This window comes from Curvibacter microcysteis (assembly GCF_028649455.1).
Classification (GTDB): domain Bacteria; phylum Pseudomonadota; class Gammaproteobacteria; order Burkholderiales; family Burkholderiaceae_C; genus Curvibacter; species Curvibacter microcysteis.
The window spans coordinates 196,746-218,062 of the sequence record NZ_JAQSIO010000006.1 but is presented as its reverse complement, the minus strand read 5'-3'; the positions used below and the strand labels follow the sequence as shown (position 1 = coordinate 218,062).

Here is a 21,317-nt window from a genome sequence, read left to right as displayed (position 1 = left end):
ACTGTTCTCCTCAGTTGGGCAAAGGCATCGGGAAAGCAGGAAGCAACATGGCACCGTCCAGCGACGCTGCGCTGACCCGGGCCGCCTGGGCCATTTGCTGGGCCCAGATCAGGGCCGGTTGGCCGGACACCAGAAAGTCATCGTTGTTGCGTGTGGCCGGCTGCACCAGTTGGCGGTTCACCAGCACCTGCACCGAGACATAGGCCCCTGCTTCCGTGTTGTAGCGGAAGTTCAGGTAGCCATAGGGCTTGAGCGCAGCCACTTGCAGCCGCGTCAAGTAGGCGGACACCACCGGGTAGCTCTTGGCCAACCAGTCGTGCCCATCGGCCCAGCGCTTGAAGCGCAGGCAATCGATTCGTGTCGGGCTTTTGGCAGCCCGGTCATCCACGTACACACCCCGCTCTTCAGCGCAGGCGTTGAGTCCAAAGTGACGGTCTTTCACGTCGCCGCTGCGGTTGGCCTGCACCACAAAGACAGCCAGCAAAGGCTTGTCCTTGCCGGGCCCGCGCAGACCAAACACCCGCGTCGGCAAGGTGGGGGCTACCACGCTCTGACCGGCCGGGTCCAGGGCTTCATCACCGCCACCCAAGTCCACCCACTCCTGCTCGGCCGGCAGGCTGACCTGGACCCGGCCCGCGGTCGGGCTGTTGGACGGCACCACAGAACAGCCCCCCAGCGCCACCAGGCCCAACGCGACCAGACCACCACGCCATCCCGTCCAAGCACTTGCTCGATTCATCAAACCCATCACCTTCATTTGCGTCTCACCGTACCTTCATGGCTCATCAAGCAGGCGGCCACGATGTCGTCGTTCAAGTCGACATGCAGCGCGCCCTCTTTGTTGAGCACCAACTTCAAGAAATCCAGCACATTGCGCGCGTAGAGCGACGACGCATCGGCGGCCACGCGGGCCGGCAGATTGGTCTCGCCCACCAGGGTCACACCGTGGCGCACCACCACACGGTCGGCCTCGGTCAGCGGGCAGTTGCCGCCGGGCGCTCCGTGCGGGCCCAGCGGCCCCTTGCCGGCGGCCAGGTCGACCACCACCGAACCCGGCTTCATGGACTTGACCATGTCTTCGGTGACCAGCACTGGGGCAGCACGCCCCGGGATCAGCGCGGTGGAAATCACCACATCGGCCTGGGCCACCCGCTTGGCCACCTCGACCTGCTGCCGCGCCAGCCAGCTCGGGGGCATGGGCCGCGCATAGCCGCCCACCCCTTGGGCAGCTTCTTTTTCTTCGTCTGTTTCGTAGGGCACTTCGATGAACTTGGCGCCCAGGGACTCGACCTGCTCCTTCACCGAAGGCCGCACATCCGACGCTTCGATCACCGCCCCCAGGCGCTTGGCGGTGGCAATCGCCTGCAGGCCAGCCACGCCCACGCCCAGCACCACCACGCGAGCGGCTTTGACCGTGCCGGCCGCCGTCATCAACATGGGGAAAAAGCGCTGGTATTGGTCGGCAGCGATCATCACCGCCTTGTAGCCTGCGATGTTGGCCTGCGAGGACAACACGTCCATGCTTTGCGCCCGCGTGGTGCGCGGCGCGGCTTCGAGCGCGTAGCTGGTCAGGCCCGCACTGGCCAAGCGCTGCAAGCCCTCCGCATCGAAAGGATTGAGCATGCCCACCAAGGTCGCCCCGGGTTTGACCAGGGCCAGTTCCGCCTCGGACGGCGCGCGCACCTTGAGCACCAGGCCGGCGCCGAACGCCCCAGCGGCGTCGGTGATCGACGCTCCGGCGGCCACATAGGCCTCATCGGTCACGCTGGCGGCCACCCCGGCACCCGACTGCACACCGACCTCATGCCCCAGGGCCTTGAGTTTCTTGACCGTCTCGGGGGTGACGGCCACTCTGGTCTCCCCCGCCGTGCTTTCAGCGGGAACGCCGATGAACATGGGACTCTCCTCGTGGATGGTTGCAAGGTTTTTTGAAACTGCCACGGAGCTTACATGATGCGCTTGGCACATCCGTGTCCAGACCGCGACGCGCCCCGACCGAGCCCACCGGGCGGTTCGACCCGGCTGGCGTCAAGGGGCCGTCACGTCAAACAGGAATAATGCGCGCCATGACTATTCGTTGGAAACCCAGTGTCACCGTCGCCGCCATCATGGAGCGCGACGGCAAGTTCCTGCTGGTGGAAGAGCACACCGACACCGGCCTGAAGCTCAACAACCCCGCCGGCCACCTGGACCCAGGCGAGGCCCCGCAAGACGGCTGCGCGCGCGAGGCGCTTGAAGAAACCGCCCACCACTTCACACCCACCGCCCTGGTCGGTGTGTACCTGTCGCGTTTTCGCAAGTCGTCCACCGGCGAAGACATCACCTACCTGCGCTTTGCCTTTTGCGGCACGGTCGGGCGCGAGGTGCCGGGCATGGCGCTCGACGATGGCATCGTGCGCGCCCTGTGGATGACGCCCGAAGAAATCCGTGCCAACGCCCACCGCCACCGCAGCCCCCTGCTGCTGCGCTGCCTGGACGACTACCTGGCCGGCAAGCGCTACCCGCTGGACAGCATCTACACCGACGACTCGGTGCTCAACCCACCGGATTGAGCCCGGCGGCGCGCCCCGACGGTGCCGCAGCGACCCCATTGGCCCCACGCCCGCGCCCGTTCTGCCCTGGCTGGGATAATCGGGGCGCTATGAACAAACAACGCATCGTGGTGGGCCTGAGCGGCGGGGTGGACTCCGCCGTGACCGCGCACCTGCTCAAACAACAGGGCCATGAGGTCATCGGCATCTTCATGAAGAACTGGGAAGATGACGACGACAGCGAGTTCTGCTCCAGCCGGCAGGACTTTCTGGACGCCGCCAGCGTGGCCGACGTGCTGGGCATCGAGATCGAGCACGTCAACTTCGCCGCCGAGTACAAAGACCGGGTCTTCGCCGAGTTCCTGACCGAGTACCAAGCCGGCCGCACGCCCAACCCCGACGTGCTGTGCAACGCCGAGATCAAGTTCAAGGCCTTCCTCGACCACGCCATGCGCCTGGGCGCCGACCGCATCGCCACCGGGCACTACGCCCGAGCGCGCTTCAACCCCGCCACGCAGAAGCACGAGCTGCTCAAGGGCCTGGACCCAGCCAAGGACCAGAGCTACTTTTTGCACCGCCTCAACCAGGCGCAGATCAGCAAGACCCTGTTTCCGGTGGGCGAGCTGAAAAAGACCGAGGTGCGCCGCATCGCCGAAGAGATTGGCCTGCCCAACGCCAAGAAGAAGGACTCGACTGGCATCTGCTTCATTGGCGAGCGGCCCTTCCGCGAGTTCCTCAACCGCTACATCTCGCGCGAGCCCGGCCCCATCAAGGACGAGCGCGGGCGCAAGCTCGGCACCCATGTGGGCCTGTCTTTCTACACCCTGGGCCAGCGCCAGGGTCTGGGCATTGGCGGCGTCAAGGACAAGGGCGCTCAGCGCGGCGGCGGCGAGCACGCGCCCTGGTTCGTGGCGCGCAAGGACATCCCCAACAACACCTTGTGGGTGGTGCAAGGCCATGACCACCCCTGGCTGCAGTACCGCCGCCTGAGCGCCGACAGCGCCAGCTGGGTCAGCGGCGAGGCCCCTCGCCAAGCCACGCTGGCCGCCAAAACGCGTTACCGCCAGGCCGACGCGGGCTGCAACTACCAAGACGGCACCAACGCCGACACCTTTGGCCTGGACTTTGCCGACCTGCAATGGGCGGTCACCCCCGGCCAGAGCGCCGTGCTGTACGACGGTGAGGTCTGCCTGGGCGGCGGCCTGATCGCCAGCGCCGAGCACTGACACGCTCACGCTGGCGGCCCCACCGGCGCACTGCGCCGGTGCGCCGGCGCCAGCCCCGCTCCCACGCCCCTGAACCGCGCCCCAAGCCGGCGCTGGCCGGCCTGCGCGCCCGCGCCAGGCTGGTGCAAACCCGCAGCCCAAAGCTGGCACGCCTGTTGCATCATGAAAAAAGCTGACCATTTGATCAGCTTTCAAACATGATCGACAGGAGTTGCCCCCGTGACCCAGACACCGACCACCGGCCCCGACATCCAAGCCGGGCGGCTTGCCCCGGCCGAGTACGCCCAGCGTTTTGCCGACGCGGGGGCCCCCTTCACTGCGCAGCAAGCGGTGCTGGAAGCCGAGCGTTGCCTCTACTGCTTTGACGCTCCCTGCGCCACGGCCTGCCCCACGGGCATCGACGTGCCCAGCTTCATCCACCGCATCAGCCAAGGCAATGTGCGTGGCGCGGCCCAGGCCATCCTGGACGCCAACCCGCTGGGTGGCCTGTGCGCCCGCGTCTGCCCCACCGAAGAGCTGTGCGAAGCGGTCTGCGTGCGCAACACCCAGCAAGGCATCCCGGTGGCCATTGGCAAGCTGCAGCGCCACGCTGTGGACGCCGCCATGACCCAACCCATCACGGCGCTGTTCCAGCGCGCGCCCCGCACCGGGCGCCGGGTGGCTGTGGTGGGCGCGGGCCCGGCCGGCCTGGCCTGTGCCCACGGCCTGGCCCTGAAGGGCCACGACGTGACCCTGTTCGACGCCCACGCCAAGCTGGGGGGCCTCAACGAATACGGCCTGGCCACCTACAAGACGGCCAACAACTTCGCCCAGCGCGAGATCGAGTGGCTGTTCGGCATCGGCGGCCTGAGCGTGCAAAGCAACTGGAAGCTCGACCGTGCCGAGCAACTGGCCACCCTGCAACAGGACTTTGACGCCGTGTTCCTGGGCCTGGGCCTGGGCGCGGTCAACGCCGCCGGCGTGCCCGGCAGTGAGCTGCCCGGCGTGCGTGACGCGGTGGACTTCATCGCCGAACTGCGCCAAAGCCCTGACCTGGCCACCTTGCCCGTGGGCCGCCGCGTGGTGGTGATTGGCGGCGGCATGACCGCGGTGGACGCGGCCGTGCAGGCCAAGCTGCTGGGCGCCGAAGAAGTGCGCATGGTCTACCGGCGCGGCCTGGACGCCATGGGCGCCTCGGTCGACGAACAAACCTGGGCCAAGACCAACGGCGTGCTGATCGAAACCCTGCTGGCCCCCGTGGCCTTTGACGGCAGCACCGAAGGCGTGCACACCGTGCGCCTGGAGCGCCAGCAAGTGGTCGACGGGCAGTTGCGCGGCACGGGGGATTTCACCGAACGTCGCGCCGACATGGTGCTGCTGGCCGTGGGTCAACGCCTGGCACGCGCCCCCTGGCTGGACGGCCTGCAACTGAGCGGCGGGCGCATCGCCGTGGACGCCCAAGGGCGCACCAGCCTGGCAGGTGTGTGGGCCGGTGGCGACTGCGTCGGCGGTGGGCGTGACCTCACCGTCGAAGCGGTGGAGGACGGCAAACAAGCCGCCCTTGCCATCCATGCCGCCCTTTCTTCTTCCAACCCCTGAGCCCCCGAGGACCCCAACATGGCTGACCTGAGCATCGACTTCGTGGGCATCAAAAGCCCCAATCCCTTTTGGCTGGCCTCGGCGCCGCCCACCGACAAAGCCGTCAACGTGCTGCGCGCCTTCGAGGCCGGCTGGGGCGGTGTGGTCTGGAAGACCCTGGGCGAAGACCCACCGGTGGTCAACGTGCACGGCCCGCGTTATAGCGCCCTGCTCTCGCCTGACCGCCAGGTGATGGGCTTCAACAACATCGAGCTGATCTCCGACCGCCCGCTGGCCACCAACCTGAGAGAAATCCGCGAGGTCAAGCGCGCCTTCCCCGACCGCGCCATGGTGGTCTCGCTGATGGTGCCCTGCGAGGAAGCGTCCTGGAAGGCCATCCTGCCCCAGGTGGAGGACACCGGTGCCGACGGCATCGAGCTCAACTTCGGCTGCCCGCACGGCATGAGCGAGCGCGGCATGGGCGCCGCCGTGGGCCAGGTGCCCGAGTACATCCAGATGGTGACCGAGTGGTGCAAGCACTACTCCAAGCTGCCGGTGATCGTGAAGCTCACGCCCAACATCACCGACGTGCGCTACCCGGCACGCGCGGCCAAGAAGGGCGGCGCTGACGCGGTCTCGCTGATCAACACCATCAACTCCATCATGGGCGTGGACCCGCGCACCCTGACCATGGTGCCCAGCACCGGCGGCAAAGGCTCGCACGGCGGTTACTGCGGCCCGGCCGTGCGCCCGATCGCGCTCAACATGGTGGCTGAAATCGCGCGTGACCCTGAGACTGCGGGCATCCCCATCTCGGGCATTGGCGGCATTGGCACCTGGCGCGACGCGCTGGACTTCCTGGCCCTGGGCGCGGGCAGCGTACAGGTCTGCACCGCCGCCATGGTGTACGGCTTCAAGATCGTGCAGGACATGAGCAGCGGCCTGTCCAACTACATGGACGACATGGGCATCGCCTCGGTGGCCGAGCTGACCGGCCGCGCCGTGCCCACGGTCAGCGACTGGCGCTTCCTCAACCTCAACCACATCAGCAAGGCCGTCATCGACACCGACAAATGCATCGAATGCGGGCGCTGCCATGTGGTGTGCGAAGACACCTCGCACCAGGCCATCACCGCCACCAAGGACGGCCAGCGCCACTTCGAGGTCAAGGAAGAAGACTGCGTCGGCTGCAACCTGTGCGTCTCGGTCTGCCCGGTGGACGACTGCATCACCTTGCGCGACCTGGCGCCCGGCGAAATCGACCTGCGCACCGGTCAACCCGTCAGTGCCCAGCCGCTGAACTGGACCGCCCACCCCAACAACCCGATGCGGGTGGGTGCCTGACGCGCGAACTGCCCCAACCAGGCCTGGGAATTGCATCAGCCCTCCGTGCCCCGGCACCCAGACCCTGGGGCACGGCGTTTCAAGAAAGAGGTCTTTCATGAGTTCCACCCCCTTGCTGATCCGCGGCGGCACCGTGGTCAATGCCGACCGCGCCTTCCGTGCCGACGTGCTGTGCCAGGACGGTCTGATCGTGGCCGTGGGCGAATCGCTGGAGGCGCCCCCGGGCGCCACCGTGGTCGACGCGGGCGGCCAATACGTCATGCCCGGTGGCATCGACCCGCACACCCACATGCAACTGCCCTTCATGGGCACCGTCACCCGCGACGACTTTTTCAGTGGCACCGCCGCCGCCCTGGCGGGCGGCACCACCAGCATCATCGACTTCGTCATCCCCGACCCGCAGCAGCCGCTGATGGACGCCTACAAGACCTGGCGCGGCTGGGCCGAAAAATCCTGCGCCGACTACGGCTTCCATGTCGCCATCACCTGGTGGGGCGACAGCGTGCACGCCGACATGGGCACCCTGGTGCGCGAAGAAGGCATCAACAGCTTCAAGCACTTCATGGCCTACAAGAACGCCATCATGTGCGACGACGAGACCCTGGTGAACAGCTTCCGCCGCGCGCTCGAACTCGGCGCCATGCCCACCGTGCACGCCGAAAACGGCGAGCTGGTGTTCCTGCTGCAGCAAGAGATCAAGAAGCAAGGCATCACCGGCCCCGAGGGCCACCCGCTGTCGCGCCCACCGGCGGTCGAAGCCGAGGCGGCCCAGCGCGCCATCGCGATTGCCGACGTGCTCAAAGTGCCGATCTACGTGGTCCATGTGTCCTGCGCCGAAGCGGCCGAAGCCATTGCCCGCGCCCGCGCCCAGGGCCAGCGCGTCTACGGCGAGGTGCTGGCCGGCCACCTGGTGGTGGACGACAGCGTCTACCGCGACCCGCGCTACGACTTCGCCGCCGCCCATGTGATGAGCCCGCCCTTCCGCGAAAAACGCCACCAGCGCGCCCTGTGGCAAGGCTTGCAAGCCGGCCACCTGCACACCACGGCGACGGACCACTGCACCTTCTGCGCTGAACAAAAAGCAGCGGGCCTGGGCGACTTCAGCAAGATCCCGAACGGCGCGGGCGGCGTGGAAGAGCGCCTGGCCGTGATCTGGGACGAGGGCGTCAACACCGGCCGCCTGACCCCCAGTGAATTCGTCGCCATCACCTCGGCCAACGCGGCCAAGCTGTTCAACCTCTACCCGCGCAAAGGCTGTGTGGCGGTGGGCGCCGACGCCGACCTGGTGGTCTGGGACCCCAGCGCCACCAAGACCCTGTCGGTCAAGACCCAGCACTCGCTGGGCGACTTCAATGTGTTTGAAGGCCGCACCGTCACCGGCGTGCCCAGCCACACCCTCAGCCAAGGCCGCCTGGTCTACGCGCAGGGCGATCTGCGCGTGGAGCGCGGCAGTGGCCGCTACCTCAAACGCCCGGCCTTTGGCCCCACTTTCGACGCGCTGGGACGCCAGGCCGCCTTGGCCCAGCCCCGCGCCGTCACCCGCTGACCCTGCCCTGGAGAACACCCCCATGAACCCGAAAGACCTGCCCCCTCAGACCGAAGCCTTGCGCATCAACGGCGAGCGCCTGTGGGACTCGCTGATGACCCTGGCCCAGATCGGCGGCACCGACAAAGGCGGCGTCTGCCGCCTGGCCCTGACCGAACTGGACCGCCAAGGCCGTGACCTGGTGGTCGGCTGGGCGCGCGAGGCCGGCATGGCCATCACCGTCGACCAGATCGGCAACGTCTTCATGCGCCGCCCAGGCAAGAACAACGCCCTGCCCCCCGTCATGACCGGCAGCCACATCGACACCCAGCCCACGGGCGGCAAGTTCGATGGCAACTACGGCGTGCTGGCCGGCCTGGAAGTGGTGCGCACCCTGAACGACCACGGCATCGAAACCGAAGCCCCGATCGAGGTCGCCTTCTGGACCAACGAAGAAGGCTCGCGCTTTGTGCCGGTGATGATGGGCTCGGGCGTGTTCGCCGGCGCCTTCACGCTCGAACACGCCTATGCCGCCACCGACAGCGAGGGCAAGAGCGTCCTGGACGAGCTGACCCGCATCGGCTACGTGGGCAGCGAAGTGCCGGGCCAGCACCCGATCGGCGCCTATTTCGAAACCCACATCGAGCAAGGCCCGGTGCTCGAAGACAACGAAAAAACCATTGGCGTGGTCAACGCCGTGCTGGGCATCCGCTGGTACGACTGCACCGTCACCGGCATGGAAGCCCACGCCGGCCCCACGCCCATGGGCTTGCGCAAGGACGCGCTGCAAGTGGCCACCCGTGTGATGCAGGAGGTGGTGGCCATTGGCAACCAGTACGCACCGCACGGCCGGGGCACGGTGGGCATGGTCAACGTGCACCCGAACAGCCGCAACGTGATCCCGGGCCGGGTCAAGTTCTCCATGGACCTGCGCAACAGCACCGACGCCCTGGTCGATCAGATGGATGCCGACATCCGAGCCTTCATCGAGCAGGTGGCCGATGAAACCGGCTTGAAGATCGAGGTGGCGCTGGTGTCGCACTACCCGGCCCAGCCCTTCCACGCCGACTGCGTGGCCGCCGTGCAGCGTGCCGCCGAGCGCCTGGGCTACAGCCACATGCCCGCGGTGTCGGGCGCGGGCCACGACGCGGTCTACATGGCCAAGTTGGCGCCCACCGGCATGATCTTCATCCCCTGCAAGGACGGCATCAGCCACAACGAGATCGAGGACGCCCAGCCCGAGCACATCACCGCCGGCTGCAACGTGCTGCTGCAGGCCATGCTGGAGCGCGCGGGCTGAAGCCCAGCGGATTCAAGCTCAGCCGCCTGGCCGCTCCACGGGGCGAGGCGGCTCCATCTCAATCAGGCGCCGTCAAGCCGCAGCCGCGCAGGATCAGCGCGGTGACGTGGCGGGTGGCGCGCTCGTAATCAGCCGCGCCCAAGGCCTCCTGGCCCAGCACGGCGGCGATCTGCACGTCGAAGTCGGCATAAGTCTGGGTGGCCGACCAGATGGTGAAGAACAAATGCGTGGTGTCCACCGGCGCCATGCGGCCCTGGGCCACCCAGCCGTCGAGCACGGCGGACTTGTCCCGCACCAGGGCGCGCAGGTCCGACACCAGCAAGGACTTGAGCACGGGCGCGCCATGCAGCAGCTCGTTGGCAAACACCTTGGATGCGTGCGGGCGCAGCGCCGACTGACGCATCTTGTCGCGGATGTAGTCGCCCAAGGCGGTGGCCGGGTCGGCCTCGGGCGTGATGCCGTGGGTGGGCGCCAGCCAGTCGGTCAGGGTGCGCGCCAGCACCGCGCGGTACAGGTCCTGCTTGTTGCCAAAGTAATAGTGCAGATTGGCCTTGGGCAGGCCCGCCGCCTCGGCGATGGCGGCCATGGTGGCGCCACTGAAACCAGCGCCGGCAAAGACCTTTTCGGCGGCTTCGAGGATCAGGCTTTCATTGGCCTGGCGGATCTGGCCCTTGGTGGCTTCGGCAGACACCTGGGCCGCCAGGGGCTGGGAGGAGGAGGAAGCGTCAGCGGGCATGAGGGGCATCCAAAAATCAAGAGCGCGCAGCCAGCCGCGTGCCGGTCTGCTTGGGCGCCAAGGATACGCGCAGTGGCGACCGGCCCTGCGCGCCTGGCGGCCAGGGCGGCGCCAGCCCAGCGCCTGGCCCCTGGCCTGTGCGTCGACCTCAGCGGGCGGCGGCTTCCCAGACGGCGTGGCTGTAGCCGGCCTTGCCCGGGTCCTTCTTGATCACCGGCGAGCTGCCACCGGCCATCAGCACCTTGACCGTGCGCTCGTAGGCAGCCGGGTCCAGGTAGCCGATCTTGTCGGTGCCCGCCTTGGTGATCAGCTTGGCCACGTTCTCCATCTGGCGCTTTTGCACCGCCACCGTGGCGCTGCCCGAGCTGTCTTGCGCGACCACGATCTTGGCCGCTTCTTCGGGGTTTTTCACGGCCTCGTTCCAGCCCTTGAAGGTGGCCTTGAGGAACTTGGCCATCTTGGCCACAAAGGCCTTGTCCTTGAGGCTGGACTCCAGCACGTACAGGCCGTCTTCGAGCGAGGCCACGCCTTGGTCTTCATAGAAGAAGGTCACCAGGTCGCTCTCCTTGACGCCCGCGTCGATCACCTGCCAGTACTCGTTGTAAATCATGGTCGAGATGCAGGCGGCCTGGTTTTGCAGCAGCGGGTCCACGTTGAAGCCCTGCTTGAGCACCTTGATGTCGCTGTCGGTCTTGTAGCCCAGCTTGGCCATCCAGTTGAGGAAGGGGTACTCGTTGCCGCCGTACCAGACGCCCAGGGTCTTGCCCTTGAGGTCTTTGGGGCTGCTCACGCCGCTGGCTTTTTTGCAGGTCAGCATCAGGCCCGAGCGGTCAAACACCTGGGCGATGTTGACCAAGGGCACGCCGGCCTCGCGCGCGGCCAGCGCGTCGGGCATCCAGTTGACGATGGCGTCGGCCGACTTGCCTGCAATCACCTGCACCGGCGAGATGTCGGGGCCACCGGGCTTGATGGTCACATCCAGGCCGGCGTCTTTGTAAAAACCCTTGGCCTGGGCCACGTAGTAGCCCGCGAACTGGGCTTGAGGCACCCACTTCAGTTGCACCGTGACCTTGTCAGCCGCGTGGGCTGCCACCGCACCAAAAGCCAGCAGGACGGCGGCGACGCAGCCGGACAAGCGAAAAGCACTCTTCATGGGACGCTCCTTGTGATGAAAGAAAGACAAAGCAGGACAAAAATCAGGCGCCAAACCCCCAGGGCTCAGGCGGACCGCACCGAGGGGTGCCAAAAGGCCACGCGCCGCTCCAGGCGCACGAGCAAGGCGTAGGCCAGGGAGCCCGTCAAGGCCGCCACAGTGATGGCAGCCCAGACCAGGGCCATGTTCATGCGCGACGACTCGGTGGAGATGCGAAAGCCCAGGCCCAACGTGGGCGAGCCAAAGAACTCGGCCACGATGGCGCCAATCAGGGCCAGCGTGGCGTTGACCTTGAGCGCGCCCAGCACAAAGGGCGAAGCCGCCGGCAGGCGCAGGCTCCACAAGGTGCGGCCGTAGCTGGCCGCATAGCTGTGCATCAACTCGCGCTCCAGGCGACCGGCCGACTGCAAGCCCGCCAGGGTGGACACCAGCATGGGGAAGAAGGTCATCAGCACCACCACCGCCACCTTGGAGGGCCAGTCAAAGCCGAACCACATCACCGCGATCGGCGCCACCCCCACCAAGGGCACGGTGCTGCTCAAAGAAGCCAGCGGCAGCAAGCCGCGTTGCAAGAAGGGTTGGCGGTCGATGGCCACGGCCACGGCAAAGCCCAGGCCCGAGCCCAAGGCCCAACCCAGCAACACCGCCTTGAGCACGGTCTGCACAAAATCGCCGCCCAAGGTGGCGGCGTGCAGCCACAAAGCCTCCAACACCAAGGCCGGGGCTGGCAGCAGCACACGCGGCACGTCCAGCGCCACGGTCAGCAATTGCCAGGCGTACAACACCCAGGCGCCAAACAGCAGCGGCGCCCAGACCCCATCGCTGGGCCGGCCTTGCAGGGCGGCGCAGCGCTGAATGCCCAGCCAGGCCAGGCCTGCCAGGCCGAGCACACCCAACCAAAAACCGGCCGCTGCCGACGCCGCGCCCTGAGCGGGCGGCAGTTGCAGCCAGGCCAGGGCCGCCAGCGCGGTGACCCCTGTCAGACCCAGCGAGCCCGCCCGCCCGGTGGCGCGCAGGCCCCAGACTGCAGCCAACACGCCGAGGGCGGCGCCCAAGACAGCCCAGGGCTGGCTGAGCAGCCACTGGGCGGGGGCTGCAGCGCCCTCTGCGGCCTCGCCCCAGGACAAGGGCTGGCTCAGGCTCAGCAGCCAGCAGGCCAAGGCCCAGACCGCGGTCATGGCCCCTTCGGGCCGGGGGAAGGCGGCGCGGCTCATGAGCGACTCCTGGTGCGCAAGACCCATTTCTCCAGGCCCGCCATGGACGCCGACAGGGCCAGGCCCAGCAGGGACGCCATCAACAAAGCCGACCAAATTTGCACGGTGTTGCCGTAATAAGAGCCCGTCAGCAGGCGCGCGCCCAGGCCGGCTTGCGCGCCGGTGGGCAACTCGGCCACCATGGCGCCCACCAGGCCAGCGGCAATCGCCACCCGCAAGGCCGGGAAGACAAAAGGCAAAGCGGCGGGCAGGCGCAGCAGCCACAAGGCCTGCCAGCGGCTGGCCGCGTAGGTGTGCATCAACTCGGTCTCGATGCGCTGCGGCGATCGCAGGCCCTGCACCGCCGCCACCGTGACCGGGAAGAAGCACAAATACATGGCAATCACCGCCTTGGGCAGCACGCCGCTGAAGCCCAGGCTGCCCAGAATCACCAGCACGATGGGCGCAATCGCCAGCACCGGGATGGTTTGCGAGGCCACCACCCAGGGCAGCAAGGCGCGGTCCAGGGTGCGCGAATGCACGATCAGCACCGCCAACACGGCCCCCAGCAGCGTGCCCAGTACAAAGCCCAGCAAGGTGGACTGGCCGGTGACGGCCACATGGAACAGCAGGTTGCGGGGCGAGTCGATGGGCCAATCGACCAGGCTGGACACAAAATCCAGCGCGATCTGATGCGGCGCTGGCAACACCGGGCGCTGCAGGCTCCAGCAGGCCTGCACCAGGTCTTGCCAAGTCCAGTCGCCACGCGAGGCCAGGACCCGCTCAATGGCGCCAGGGGCATTCAAAAAGACGGCCAGCGCGTACCAGAGCAGCAACGCCAGGCCGATCATCAGCGCCACCGGGCTCCAGGCGTCCCAGCGCGCACGCCACTCAATGGTGCCCATCGGCCAGTGCCTCCCGCACCTGGTGCGCCAGTTGCATGAATTCGGGCGTGTCGCGCAGGCCCAGGTGGCGCTCATCGGGCAAGGTGGAGCGAATCACCTTCACGATGCGGCCCGGGCGCGGCGACATGACCACGATGCGCGAGGACAGGTACACGGCCTCCGAAATGGAGTGGGTGACAAACACCACCGTGCGGCGCTCGCGGCACCACAGCTGCTGCAGCTGCTCGTTGAGGCCGTCCCGGGTGATCTCGTCGAGCGCGCCAAAGGGCTCGTCCATCATCAGAATGCGCGGCTCGAAAGCCATGGCCCGGGCAATCGACACCCGCTGCTGCATGCCGCCCGAGAGCTGCCAGGGGTATTTGTTCTCGAACTGGGCCAGGCCCACGCGCTGGAGCTGCTCGCGCGCCACCTGCTGCGCCTGCGCCTTGGGCTGGCCCTGGATCTGCAGCGGCAGCATCACATTGGCCAACACAGTGCGCCAGGGAAACAAGGCCGGCGCCTGGAACACATAGCCATAGGCGCGCGCCTCACGGGCCTCGCGCGGGCTGACCCCATTGACCAGCACCTCGCCGCCGGAGATGGGCTCCAGGTCGGCGATGACGCGCAGCAACGTGGTCTTGCCGCAGCCCGAAGGCCCGATCAGCGAAATGAACTCCCCCTGCTCGATTTGCAGGTCCACCTCCTGCAAGGCGCGCACCGGCGCATCCGCGGCGGGGTAGATGACGCTGGCCGCGCGCACCTCCACGGCGCGGCGCGAGGGGGCCACGGGGGCCTCTGGCAAGTCAACTGGCAACTCGGCGTTCGACACAATCTGCATGGCGATTCCAAAACCTAACCAAACGGTCAATTTCCAGAACCAAAGCCAGATTCATGCCAGGTAAAAAACCCGTGGACGCACCAAGGCAGGGCCTCCGGGAAGTCGCCCCCTTCAGCGCGTTGCGGGCTCTGGGGGCCACCAAGGACGCCGACAGGGCCTGCGCCGCCGGTCAGGATGCGGACGAAATCACACTTCCGTCCCTGATTTCATACAGTTACCGTTAGATGTTTTGTTAACATTTGGCAACTATTTAGCCGCCCAGGCATGGACAAATCCTGTGCACAGAGCTACATCTCATTACATCCGAAACCAGGGAGTTCCACCATGAGCGAGGCCGCGACCAGCCGACCGACCGAGGTATCCGAGTACCTCTCGCGCCAGCAGTGCTCGCGCCAGTGGCGGCATTTTCTGCACGCCATGGCGGACGAGTTTGCCAGCGCCCTGCCGGCCGATCAACTGCGCACCCTGGCCCAACGCATTGGGGTTCGCTTCGCCAACGCCTTGCCGCTGACCGTGCAACCCACGCTGGACGGCGTGCAAACCGAGATGTCGCGTGTGTGGCTGGACCTGGATTGGGGTTGGGTGTCGCTGCAACAGCACGACGACCACGTGGACATTCACCACCAGGGCTCGCCCCTGGTGTCGGCCTTTGGCAGCGCGGGGGGCGATTGGGCCCTTGGCTTCCTGGAAGGCGTTTACCAGCAATGGTTTGAACAACAAGGCGCGCCCGGCTTGCGCGTGACCCAAAGCCAGGCTGCCGATGGCTGGGGCAGTGTGTGCTTCCGGCTGAGCCGCTGACCTGTGTCAGCCCCCGAAACAGCGAGTGCATTCATGGCCCAATCTGAAGATATCGTCAAACTGTTCGAGCAGTTTGGTGGACAAGTTGACGAATACCAGGAGTTGAACCGCCTGAATTCAGCGCGGCAAGCGCGCGACCGCTGGCCCTTGTTGGCGGCCCTGGATGTGGGCAAGGTGCGCAGTGCCGATGCGCCCTCCGTCGCGGCCATGGAAGCGCCGATGACCGATGGCCCGCTGCACTTTCGCCCAGCCCCGGTGCAAGCCCCGCCGCCCGTGCCGCGTGCCACGGTCGCCATCGAACCCGTGCTGACGCCGAGCCCGGTCCCGGCCGCCCCCACGCCGCGCCCCGAAGTGGCCGTCAGCGCACCAGCCGTGCCGGTGGCCGCTGCCATCGCAGCACCTGTAGCGGCACCTGTCGCAGCGCCGGCCGAGCCGGTTGCCAACTGGGCCGCGAGCACGCCCACACCTGCAGCCCCGGCCGCCCTGACACCGACCCCGGTCCCGGCCCCCACGCCGGCCCCTGTGGCGGTCGCGGCGGTGGCCCCGCTGGCCACGCTGCCCGTGGCCGCGCCTCAGCCGGCCGCTGTCCTCGCGCCCCGGCCGGCGGCCCCTGCGCCCCTGCCAGCCCCCGTTTGGACAGCCCCCAAGGCCGCCGCAGTGGCGGCCCCGGCCCCAATCGTGGCCCCAGCACCGCTGGCCGCGCCCGTGCTGGATGCGCGCTCGCCGCTGGCCCACTGGGGCCTGCCGGCCCCAGCACCGGCCGCGGCCCGCCCCAGCACCGAACTGCAGCACCTGTTCAACCGCCTGGCGGGCCAAGCGGCCAGCGCCCCGGCGGCGTCGCCGCTGAGCTCGCTGCTGAACCAATTGCGGAGTGGCGCATGAAGATCATTGCCGTCGTGTCTTCCAAGGGCGGGGTGGGCAAAACCACCGTCACAGCCAACCTGGCCAACGCCCTGGCGCGCCAAGGCCGAACCGTGGTGGTGATGGACCTGGACCCGCAAAACGCCCTGGGCTTGCACTTTGGCATCGCGCCCACGGAATACCGGGGCGTGTCGCGCGCCTCGCTGTCCGGCCAAAGCTGGCGCAGCGTGGTGTTTGAAAGCCGCTCCGGGGTGTATGTGCTGCCCTATGGCGTGGTCAACGAAGACGACCGCGACCGCTTTGAGCAGTCGTTTGAAGGCACGCCCGACTGGCTGACCCACCAACTGAGCAGCCTGAACCTGCCACCGGACGCCCTGGTGCTGCTGGACACCCCTCCGGGTCCCTCGGCCTACATGAAGCAAGCCCTGCACGCCGCCCACCTGGCCGTGCTGGTGGTGCTGGCCGACGCCGCGTCCTACGCGGCGCTGCCCATGATGCAGCGCCTGGTGCAGACCTATTGCGTGGGCCAGCCGCATTTCATTGACTCGCTGTACGTGGTCAACCAGACCGACAGCAGCCGCCAGCTGTCCAAGGACGTGACCAACATCGTGCGCAGCAGCTTTGGCGAGCGCGTGGTCGGCGTGATCCACCAGGACCAGTCCGTCGGTGAGGCCCTGGCCCACGACCAGAGCGTGCTGGACTACGAAGCCAACAGCCAGGCCGCACAAGATTTCCGGGCCTGCGCGCAAAAGATCGCCCTGCGCCTGCCAACCAAGGCTTTCGCATGAGCAGTTCCCCCTCCAAGCCCGACAAGGCCCATTACGACAACAGCGACAGCCGCGCCGGCGAGGATGGCACGCGCTGGGGTCGGGTGCTGAACCAGATCGCCGAAGCCCCGTTCTGGAACAGCCGCTGGGCCCAGTACGGCACGGCCTTGCTGGCCTTTTTGCTGTTTGCACTGGTCATCAGCGTGCCGCTGGACCTGATGGAGCAGGCCATTTTTGCCGCCTGCACCTTTGGCATGGCCTTGCTGCTGCGCCGCACCAAGGGCCGGGTCACGACGCTGGCGATGATGACGCTGTCGATCTCGGCCTCCACCCGCTACATCTGGTGGCGCCTGACCGACACCGTGGGTTTCGAGAACTGGCTGGACGGCTTCTTCGGCTTTGGCCTGGTGATGGCCGAGCTGTATGCCTTTGCCGTGCTGCTGATCGGCTACTTCCAGACCGCCTGGCCGCTGGGCCGCAAGCCGGTGCCCCTGCCCGCTGACAGCAGCCGCTGGCCCAGCGTGGACGTGTTCATCCCGACCTACAACGAGCCGCTGGACGTGGTGAAGCAGACCGTGTTCTCGGCCATGAGCATCGACTGGCCAGCCGACCGCCTGAAGGTGTTTGTGCTGGACGACGGGCGCCGCTCGGAATTCCGCAAGTTCTGCGAAGAAATCGGTGTGGGCTACAAGGTGCGGGGCAACAACCGCTCCGCCAAGGCCGGCAACATCAACGAGGCCCTGAAAACCACCGACGGCGAGTACGTGGCCATCTTCGATTGCGACCACATCCCGACGCGCTCCTTCTTGCAGGTCTGCATGGGTTGGTTCTTCAAGGACCCCAAGCTGGCCATGCTGCAAACGCCGCATGTGTTCTTCTCGCCCGACCCCTTCGAGAAAAACCTGAACACCTTCCACAGCACACCCAATGAGGGTGAGCTGTTTTACGGCATCGTGCAAGACGGCAACGACCTGTGGAATGCCTCCTTCTTCTGCGGCTCCTGCGCCATCATCAAACGTGAGCCGCTGATGGAAATCGGCGGCATCGCCATCGAAACGGTGACCGAGGACGCGCACACCGCGCTCAAACTCAACCGCAAGGGCTACAACACCGCCTACTTGGAAATCCCTCAGGCGGCCGGCCTGGCCACCGAAAGCCTGTCCGGCCACGTCGGGCAGCGCATTCGCTGGGCCCGGGGCATGGCGCAGATCGCCCGGATCGACAACCCCTTGCTGGGCCCCGGTTTGAAGTTTGGGCAGCGCCTGTGCTACCTGAACGCGATGCTGCACTTCTTCTACGGCCTGCCGCGCCTGATCTTCCTGACCGCACCGTTGGCCTACCTGTTTTTTGGTGCCCACGTGTTCCAGGCCACCGCGCTGATGATCTCGGCCTACGCCCTGCCCCACTTGGCCCACGCCAGCATCACCAACTCGCGCATCCAGGGCCGCTACCGCTACTCGTTCTGGAACGAGGTCTATGAGTCGGTGCTGGCCTGGTACATCATGCGACCGGTGTTGATGGCCTTCATCAACCCCAAGCTCGGCAAGTTCAACGTGACCGCCAAGGGCGGGGTGATCGAAGAGGCTTACTTCGACTGGGGCATTGCACGCCCCTACCTGATCCTGTTGCTGGCCAACCTGGTGGGCTTCGCGATCGGGGTCTGGCAGCTCACCTTCCAGCCCGATGCCGAGGTCACGACCCTGGTCATCAACATGATCTGGACGAGCTACAACATCATCCTGTCGAGCGCCAGTCTGGCCGTGGCCAGCGAAAGCCGCCAGGTGCGCGTGACGCCCCGCGTGGCCGCCGCGCTGCCGGCCGCCATCCGGCTGGAGAACGGCAAGGTGCTGACCTGCCAGACGGACGACTTCTCGCAACACGGCCTGGGCCTGACCGTGCCCGAAGGGGTGCAGATCCCGACCGGCACGCGGCTGCAGGTGTCGCTGTTCCGCTCCGACGACGAAGGCATCTTCCCCGCGGTGGTCACCTTTGGTGGCAAAGGCCGGCTGGGGGTGCGCTTCGACAACCTGAGCCTGGCCCAACAGGCCGAGCTGGCCTCGCTGACCTTCTCCCGAGCGGATGCCTGGGTCGGCACCTGGGGCCAGCGCCAGCAAGACAAACCTTTGAGTTCCCTGGGCGGCGTGATGGCCATCGGGGTGCGCGGCATCAGGCAGCTGATGACCAATATCGTCAAGTCCGCGCGTCCGCGCACGACCTCCAACGCCAAGTGATTCACCGCCTCTGACCATGACCCAACACCACACCGCCCTCTCCCAGCGCCCCGCCCACCGCGTGCCGCTGCAGCCGGTCATTCTGGCCATTGCCTTGATGCTGGCCGCTCCGGGTCTGCAAACCGCGCAGGCCGCCACCAAGGCCAAGGCCAGTTCCAGCCGGATCATCACCGAGACCGCGGCCGAAGCCGCCGGCGAGACCCCGAGCCAGCGCAACAACAGCGCGCGCACCGTGTCCTTCTCGCTCAAGCAACTGGGCGCCCTGTTCCCACTGCAGCTGCGCGGCATCCGCGGCAACAGCGGCGTGACCTTCAGCATCCGCGCCGACCAGGTGGTGACGGGCGCCAAGCTGAAGATCAACTACGCCTATTCGCCGGCCCTGATCCCGCAGCTCTCGCACATCAACGTGATGGTCAACGAGCAGGTGGCGGCCACCATTCCCGTGCCCACCGAGCAGGCCGGCCAGAACCTGCAGCGCGAGATCCTGATCCCGCCGCGCCTGATCACCGAGTTCAACCGACTCAACCTCGAGTTGATCGGCCACTACACGCGTGACTGCGAAGACCCCGCGCACTCCAGCCTGTGGGCCAATGTGGGCAACGACAGCACGCTGGAGCTGACCCTGACCCCGGTGGCCCAGGCCAACGACCTGGCCCTGCTGCCGCAACCCTTCTTCGACCGCCGCGATGCCCTGCCGCTGAACCTGCCCATGGTGTTTGCCGGCGCGCCCAACAGCGCCTCGCTGGAAGCCGCTGGCGCCCTGTCCTCGTGGTTTGGGGCCCTGGCCGGCTACCGCGGCGCGCGCTTCCCGGCCCTGGTGGACCAGATCCCGGCGCAAGGCAATGCCATCGTGCTGGCCCTGGGCAACCAAGTGCCCGGTGGCCTGAACGTGGCCGCCCTGCAAGGCCCCACCGTGGCCATGGTGCCCAACCCGAACGACCCCAATGCCAAGCTGCTGCTGGTCATGGGCCGCGACGCCAAAGAGCTGAAGATCGCAGCCAACGCCGTGGCCGTGGGCTCGCCCGCCCTGTCCGGCCCGGTGGCCACCATCACCAACCTGAGCGAGATCAAGCCACGCAAGCCATATGACGCACCCAACTGGCTGGCCAGCGACCGCCCAGTGAAGTTCGGCGAACTGGCCCTGGAAGACAACCTCAACGTGGCCGGCTATTCGCCCGACCTGATCCGCGTGAACTTCCACCTGCCGCCCGACCTGTTTGGCTGGCGCAGCAAGGGCATTCCGGTCGACCTGAAGTACCGCTACACACCGCGCCCGAACACCGACAAGTCCACGCTGAACATCAATGCCAACCAGCAGTTCCTGCGTTCGCTGCCGCTGCTGGCCATCAACCACGAAGCGCCCAGCGCCGTGGACCGCCTGGTCAATGCGGTGGTGCCCGCTGGCGAGCTGATCCCGGCGCGCGAGCAGTTCCACATTCCGCTGTTCAAGCTGCCGGCGCAAACCCAGCTGCAGTTCCACTACTTCCACGACATGATCAAGCAAGGCGCTTGTAAAGACGTGGTGTTGGACAACGTGCGCGGCACCGTGGAGCCGGACTCCACCGTGGACATTTCGGGCTTTTCGCACTTCCTGGCCATGCCCGACCTGGCCGCCTTCAGCAACACCGGCTTCCCCTTCACCCGCATGGCGGACCTGTCCGAAACCGCGGTCGTGCTGCCCGAGAAGCCGAGCCTGAACGACTACAGCAGCTACCTCAGCCTGCTGGGCGTGTTTGGCCGCTCCACCGGCTACCCCGCCACCGCCGTCAGCGTCATCGGCCCCAAGCAGGTCGAAGCCCTGGCAGGCAAGGATGTGGTGCTGATTGGTTCGGGCAACAACCAGCCCCTGCTGACCCAATGGGCGGACGCCAGCCCGGTGGGCATCCAGGCCGGCTCGCGCCGCTTCAAGCTGTCCGACTTCGCCTACCGCGTGTTCAGCTGGTGGGACCCAAGCCAGCGCGACGGCGCCAAGCCCGGTCGCAACCAAGTGGCCTTCACGGCCGACAGCACCGACGGCGTGATCGCCGGCTTCGAGTCCCCGGTCACCCCGGGCCGCAGCGTGGTGCAGCTGTCCAGCAACAACCCCGAAGGCATGACCCAGATCATCGAAGCCTTGCTCGACCCGGATCTGGTGAAGGAAGTCCAGGGCAGCACCTCGGTGGTGCGCGGCAAGCAGGTGGACAGCCTGGTGGCCGAACAGACCTACTGGGTCGGCCGCCTCGACCCGCTGACCTGGGTGCAGTGGTACCTGTCGCGCAGCCCGCTGCTCCTGCTGGCACTGGGCATCGTCGCCGCCTTGCTGATCGGTGTGCTGCTGTACCTGTCGCTGCGAGCCCGTGCCAAGGCCCGCCTGAAGAACAAGGACTGATCTTC

The 21,317-nt window shown here is 67.0% G+C and carries 18 protein-coding genes; 11 read left to right on the top strand and 7 right to left on the bottom strand.

What is annotated here, in order from left to right:
* Positions 1–10 precede the first annotated feature (10 nt).
* Complete coding sequence (locus PSQ39_RS16365; protein WP_273927903.1) at positions 11–739, bottom strand: hypothetical protein; 729 nt, start codon at positions 737–739, stop codon at positions 11–13.
* Positions 740–753: 14 nt separating this feature from the next.
* Complete coding sequence (locus PSQ39_RS16360) at positions 754–1,896, bottom strand: Re/Si-specific NAD(P)(+) transhydrogenase subunit alpha (protein ID WP_273927902.1); 1,143 nt, start codon at positions 1,894–1,896, stop codon at positions 754–756.
* Positions 1,897–2,066: 170 nt separating this feature from the next.
* Here PSQ39_RS16360 and PSQ39_RS16355 point away from each other — a divergent pair, with 170 nt between their 5' ends.
* The 6 genes from PSQ39_RS16355 to PSQ39_RS16330 all read left to right on the top strand — a co-directional run bounded on the left by PSQ39_RS16355 (position 2,067) and on the right by PSQ39_RS16330 (position 9,483).
* Positions 2,067–2,552 (top strand): NUDIX hydrolase, encoded by a 486-nt coding sequence (locus tag PSQ39_RS16355; protein WP_273927901.1) that lies wholly within the window; start codon positions 2,067–2,069, stop codon positions 2,550–2,552.
* Between the two features lie 89 nt (positions 2,553–2,641).
* Entirely contained in the window at positions 2,642–3,757 is a 1,116-nt protein-coding gene (gene mnmA, locus PSQ39_RS16350; RefSeq protein WP_273927900.1) for a tRNA 2-thiouridine(34) synthase MnmA, read from the top strand.
* Positions 3,758–3,976: 219 nt separating this feature from the next.
* Positions 3,977–5,335 carry an NAD(P)-dependent oxidoreductase gene (locus PSQ39_RS16345; protein ID WP_273927899.1) on the top strand — a complete coding sequence of 453 codons (1,359 nt, stop codon included), beginning with the start codon at positions 3,977–3,979 and terminating at the stop codon, positions 5,333–5,335.
* An 18-nt stretch (positions 5,336–5,353) separates the two neighbouring features.
* The gene (gene preA, locus PSQ39_RS16340) at positions 5,354–6,658 is read left to right on the top strand and encodes an NAD-dependent dihydropyrimidine dehydrogenase subunit PreA (RefSeq protein ID WP_273927898.1); all 1,305 of its coding nucleotides are present in this window, start codon (positions 5,354–5,356) and stop codon (positions 6,656–6,658) included.
* Between the two features lie 97 nt (positions 6,659–6,755).
* Positions 6,756–8,204: a dihydropyrimidinase gene (gene hydA / locus PSQ39_RS16335; RefSeq protein WP_273927897.1), complete on the top strand. Its 1,449-nt coding sequence runs from the start codon at positions 6,756–6,758 to the stop codon at positions 8,202–8,204.
* Positions 8,205–8,226: 22 nt separating this feature from the next.
* Positions 8,227–9,483, top strand: a complete 1,257-nt coding sequence (locus tag PSQ39_RS16330; protein ID WP_273927896.1) for a Zn-dependent hydrolase — start codon at positions 8,227–8,229, stop codon at positions 9,481–9,483.
* A 58-nt stretch (positions 9,484–9,541) separates the two neighbouring features.
* Here the strand turns inward: PSQ39_RS16330 and PSQ39_RS16325 are convergent, their stop codons facing one another.
* From PSQ39_RS16325 to PSQ39_RS16305, 5 genes are all read right to left on the bottom strand, one after another.
* On the bottom strand, positions 9,542–10,219 hold the full coding sequence (locus tag PSQ39_RS16325; RefSeq protein ID WP_273927895.1) for a TetR/AcrR family transcriptional regulator: 678 nt from the start codon (positions 10,217–10,219) through the stop codon (positions 9,542–9,544).
* A 148-nt stretch (positions 10,220–10,367) separates the two neighbouring features.
* Positions 10,368–11,372, bottom strand: a complete 1,005-nt coding sequence (locus PSQ39_RS16320; RefSeq protein ID WP_273927894.1) for an ABC transporter substrate-binding protein — start codon at positions 11,370–11,372, stop codon at positions 10,368–10,370.
* A gap of 65 nt (positions 11,373–11,437) precedes the next feature.
* Positions 11,438–12,586, bottom strand: coding sequence for an ABC transporter permease (locus PSQ39_RS16315; RefSeq protein ID WP_273927893.1), 1,149 nt, complete (start codon positions 12,584–12,586; stop codon positions 11,438–11,440).
* On the bottom strand, positions 12,583–13,470 hold the full coding sequence (locus tag PSQ39_RS16310) for an ABC transporter permease (RefSeq protein WP_273927892.1): 888 nt from the start codon (positions 13,468–13,470) through the stop codon (positions 12,583–12,585). Before PSQ39_RS16310 ends, PSQ39_RS16315 begins: the two co-directional genes overlap by 4 nt.
* Positions 13,457–14,287 (bottom strand): ABC transporter ATP-binding protein, encoded by an 831-nt coding sequence (locus tag PSQ39_RS16305; RefSeq protein WP_273927891.1) that lies wholly within the window; start codon positions 14,285–14,287, stop codon positions 13,457–13,459. The genes PSQ39_RS16310 and PSQ39_RS16305 overlap by 14 nt, the downstream gene beginning before the upstream one ends.
* Positions 14,288–14,611: 324 nt before the next feature.
* Here PSQ39_RS16305 and bcsD point away from each other — a divergent pair, with 324 nt between their 5' ends.
* The 5 genes from bcsD to bcsB are packed head-to-tail and all read left to right on the top strand — an operon-like array spanning position 14,612 to position 21,312.
* Complete coding sequence (bcsD, locus tag PSQ39_RS16300; RefSeq protein WP_273927890.1) at positions 14,612–15,085, top strand: cellulose biosynthesis protein BcsD; 474 nt, start codon at positions 14,612–14,614, stop codon at positions 15,083–15,085.
* Positions 15,086–15,118: 33 nt separating this feature from the next.
* Positions 15,119–15,967 carry a cellulose biosynthesis protein BcsP gene (bcsP, locus tag PSQ39_RS16295; RefSeq protein WP_273927889.1) on the top strand — a complete coding sequence of 283 codons (849 nt, stop codon included), beginning with the start codon at positions 15,119–15,121 and terminating at the stop codon, positions 15,965–15,967.
* Positions 15,964–16,734, top strand: coding sequence for a cellulose biosynthesis protein BcsQ (gene bcsQ / locus PSQ39_RS16290; protein WP_273927888.1), 771 nt, complete (start codon positions 15,964–15,966; stop codon positions 16,732–16,734). The genes bcsP and bcsQ overlap by 4 nt, the downstream gene beginning before the upstream one ends.
* Positions 16,731–18,944, top strand: coding sequence for a UDP-forming cellulose synthase catalytic subunit (gene bcsA, locus PSQ39_RS16285; RefSeq protein WP_273927887.1), 2,214 nt, complete (start codon positions 16,731–16,733; stop codon positions 18,942–18,944). The genes bcsQ and bcsA overlap by 4 nt, the downstream gene beginning before the upstream one ends.
* 16 nt (positions 18,945–18,960) lie before the next feature.
* Positions 18,961–21,312, top strand: coding sequence for a cellulose biosynthesis cyclic di-GMP-binding regulatory protein BcsB (gene bcsB / locus PSQ39_RS16280; RefSeq protein ID WP_273927886.1), 2,352 nt, complete (start codon positions 18,961–18,963; stop codon positions 21,310–21,312).
* The last annotated feature ends 5 nt before the right edge of the window (positions 21,313–21,317 follow it).

What these genes read in the sequence shown, in the direction of transcription:
- PSQ39_RS16365 (WP_273927903.1), bottom strand. Translation starts at nt 739, where the DNA reads ATGAATCGAGCAAGTGCTTGGACGGGATGGCGTGGTGGTCTGGTCGCG.
- PSQ39_RS16360 (WP_273927902.1), bottom strand. Translation starts at nt 1,896, where the DNA reads ATGTTCATCGGCGTTCCCGCTGAAAGCACGGCGGGGGAGACCAGAGTG.
- PSQ39_RS16355 (WP_273927901.1), top strand. Translation starts at nt 2,067, where the DNA reads ATGACTATTCGTTGGAAACCCAGTGTCACCGTCGCCGCCATCATGGAG.
- mnmA (WP_273927900.1), top strand. Translation starts at nt 2,642, where the DNA reads ATGAACAAACAACGCATCGTGGTGGGCCTGAGCGGCGGGGTGGACTCC.
- preA (WP_273927898.1), top strand. Translation starts at nt 5,354, where the DNA reads ATGGCTGACCTGAGCATCGACTTCGTGGGCATCAAAAGCCCCAATCCC.
- hydA (WP_273927897.1), top strand. Translation starts at nt 6,756, where the DNA reads ATGAGTTCCACCCCCTTGCTGATCCGCGGCGGCACCGTGGTCAATGCC.
- PSQ39_RS16330 (WP_273927896.1), top strand. Translation starts at nt 8,227, where the DNA reads ATGAACCCGAAAGACCTGCCCCCTCAGACCGAAGCCTTGCGCATCAAC.
- PSQ39_RS16325 (WP_273927895.1), bottom strand. Translation starts at nt 10,219, where the DNA reads ATGCCCGCTGACGCTTCCTCCTCCTCCCAGCCCCTGGCGGCCCAGGTG.
- PSQ39_RS16320 (WP_273927894.1), bottom strand. Translation starts at nt 11,372, where the DNA reads ATGAAGAGTGCTTTTCGCTTGTCCGGCTGCGTCGCCGCCGTCCTGCTG.
- PSQ39_RS16315 (WP_273927893.1), bottom strand. Translation starts at nt 12,586, where the DNA reads ATGAGCCGCGCCGCCTTCCCCCGGCCCGAAGGGGCCATGACCGCGGTC.
- PSQ39_RS16310 (WP_273927892.1), bottom strand. Translation starts at nt 13,470, where the DNA reads ATGGGCACCATTGAGTGGCGTGCGCGCTGGGACGCCTGGAGCCCGGTG.
- PSQ39_RS16305 (WP_273927891.1), bottom strand. Translation starts at nt 14,287, where the DNA reads ATGCAGATTGTGTCGAACGCCGAGTTGCCAGTTGACTTGCCAGAGGCC.
- bcsD (WP_273927890.1), top strand. Translation starts at nt 14,612, where the DNA reads ATGAGCGAGGCCGCGACCAGCCGACCGACCGAGGTATCCGAGTACCTC.
- bcsP (WP_273927889.1), top strand. Translation starts at nt 15,119, where the DNA reads ATGGCCCAATCTGAAGATATCGTCAAACTGTTCGAGCAGTTTGGTGGA.
- bcsQ (WP_273927888.1), top strand. Translation starts at nt 15,964, where the DNA reads ATGAAGATCATTGCCGTCGTGTCTTCCAAGGGCGGGGTGGGCAAAACC.
- bcsA (WP_273927887.1), top strand. Translation starts at nt 16,731, where the DNA reads ATGAGCAGTTCCCCCTCCAAGCCCGACAAGGCCCATTACGACAACAGC.
- bcsB (WP_273927886.1), top strand. Translation starts at nt 18,961, where the DNA reads ATGACCCAACACCACACCGCCCTCTCCCAGCGCCCCGCCCACCGCGTG.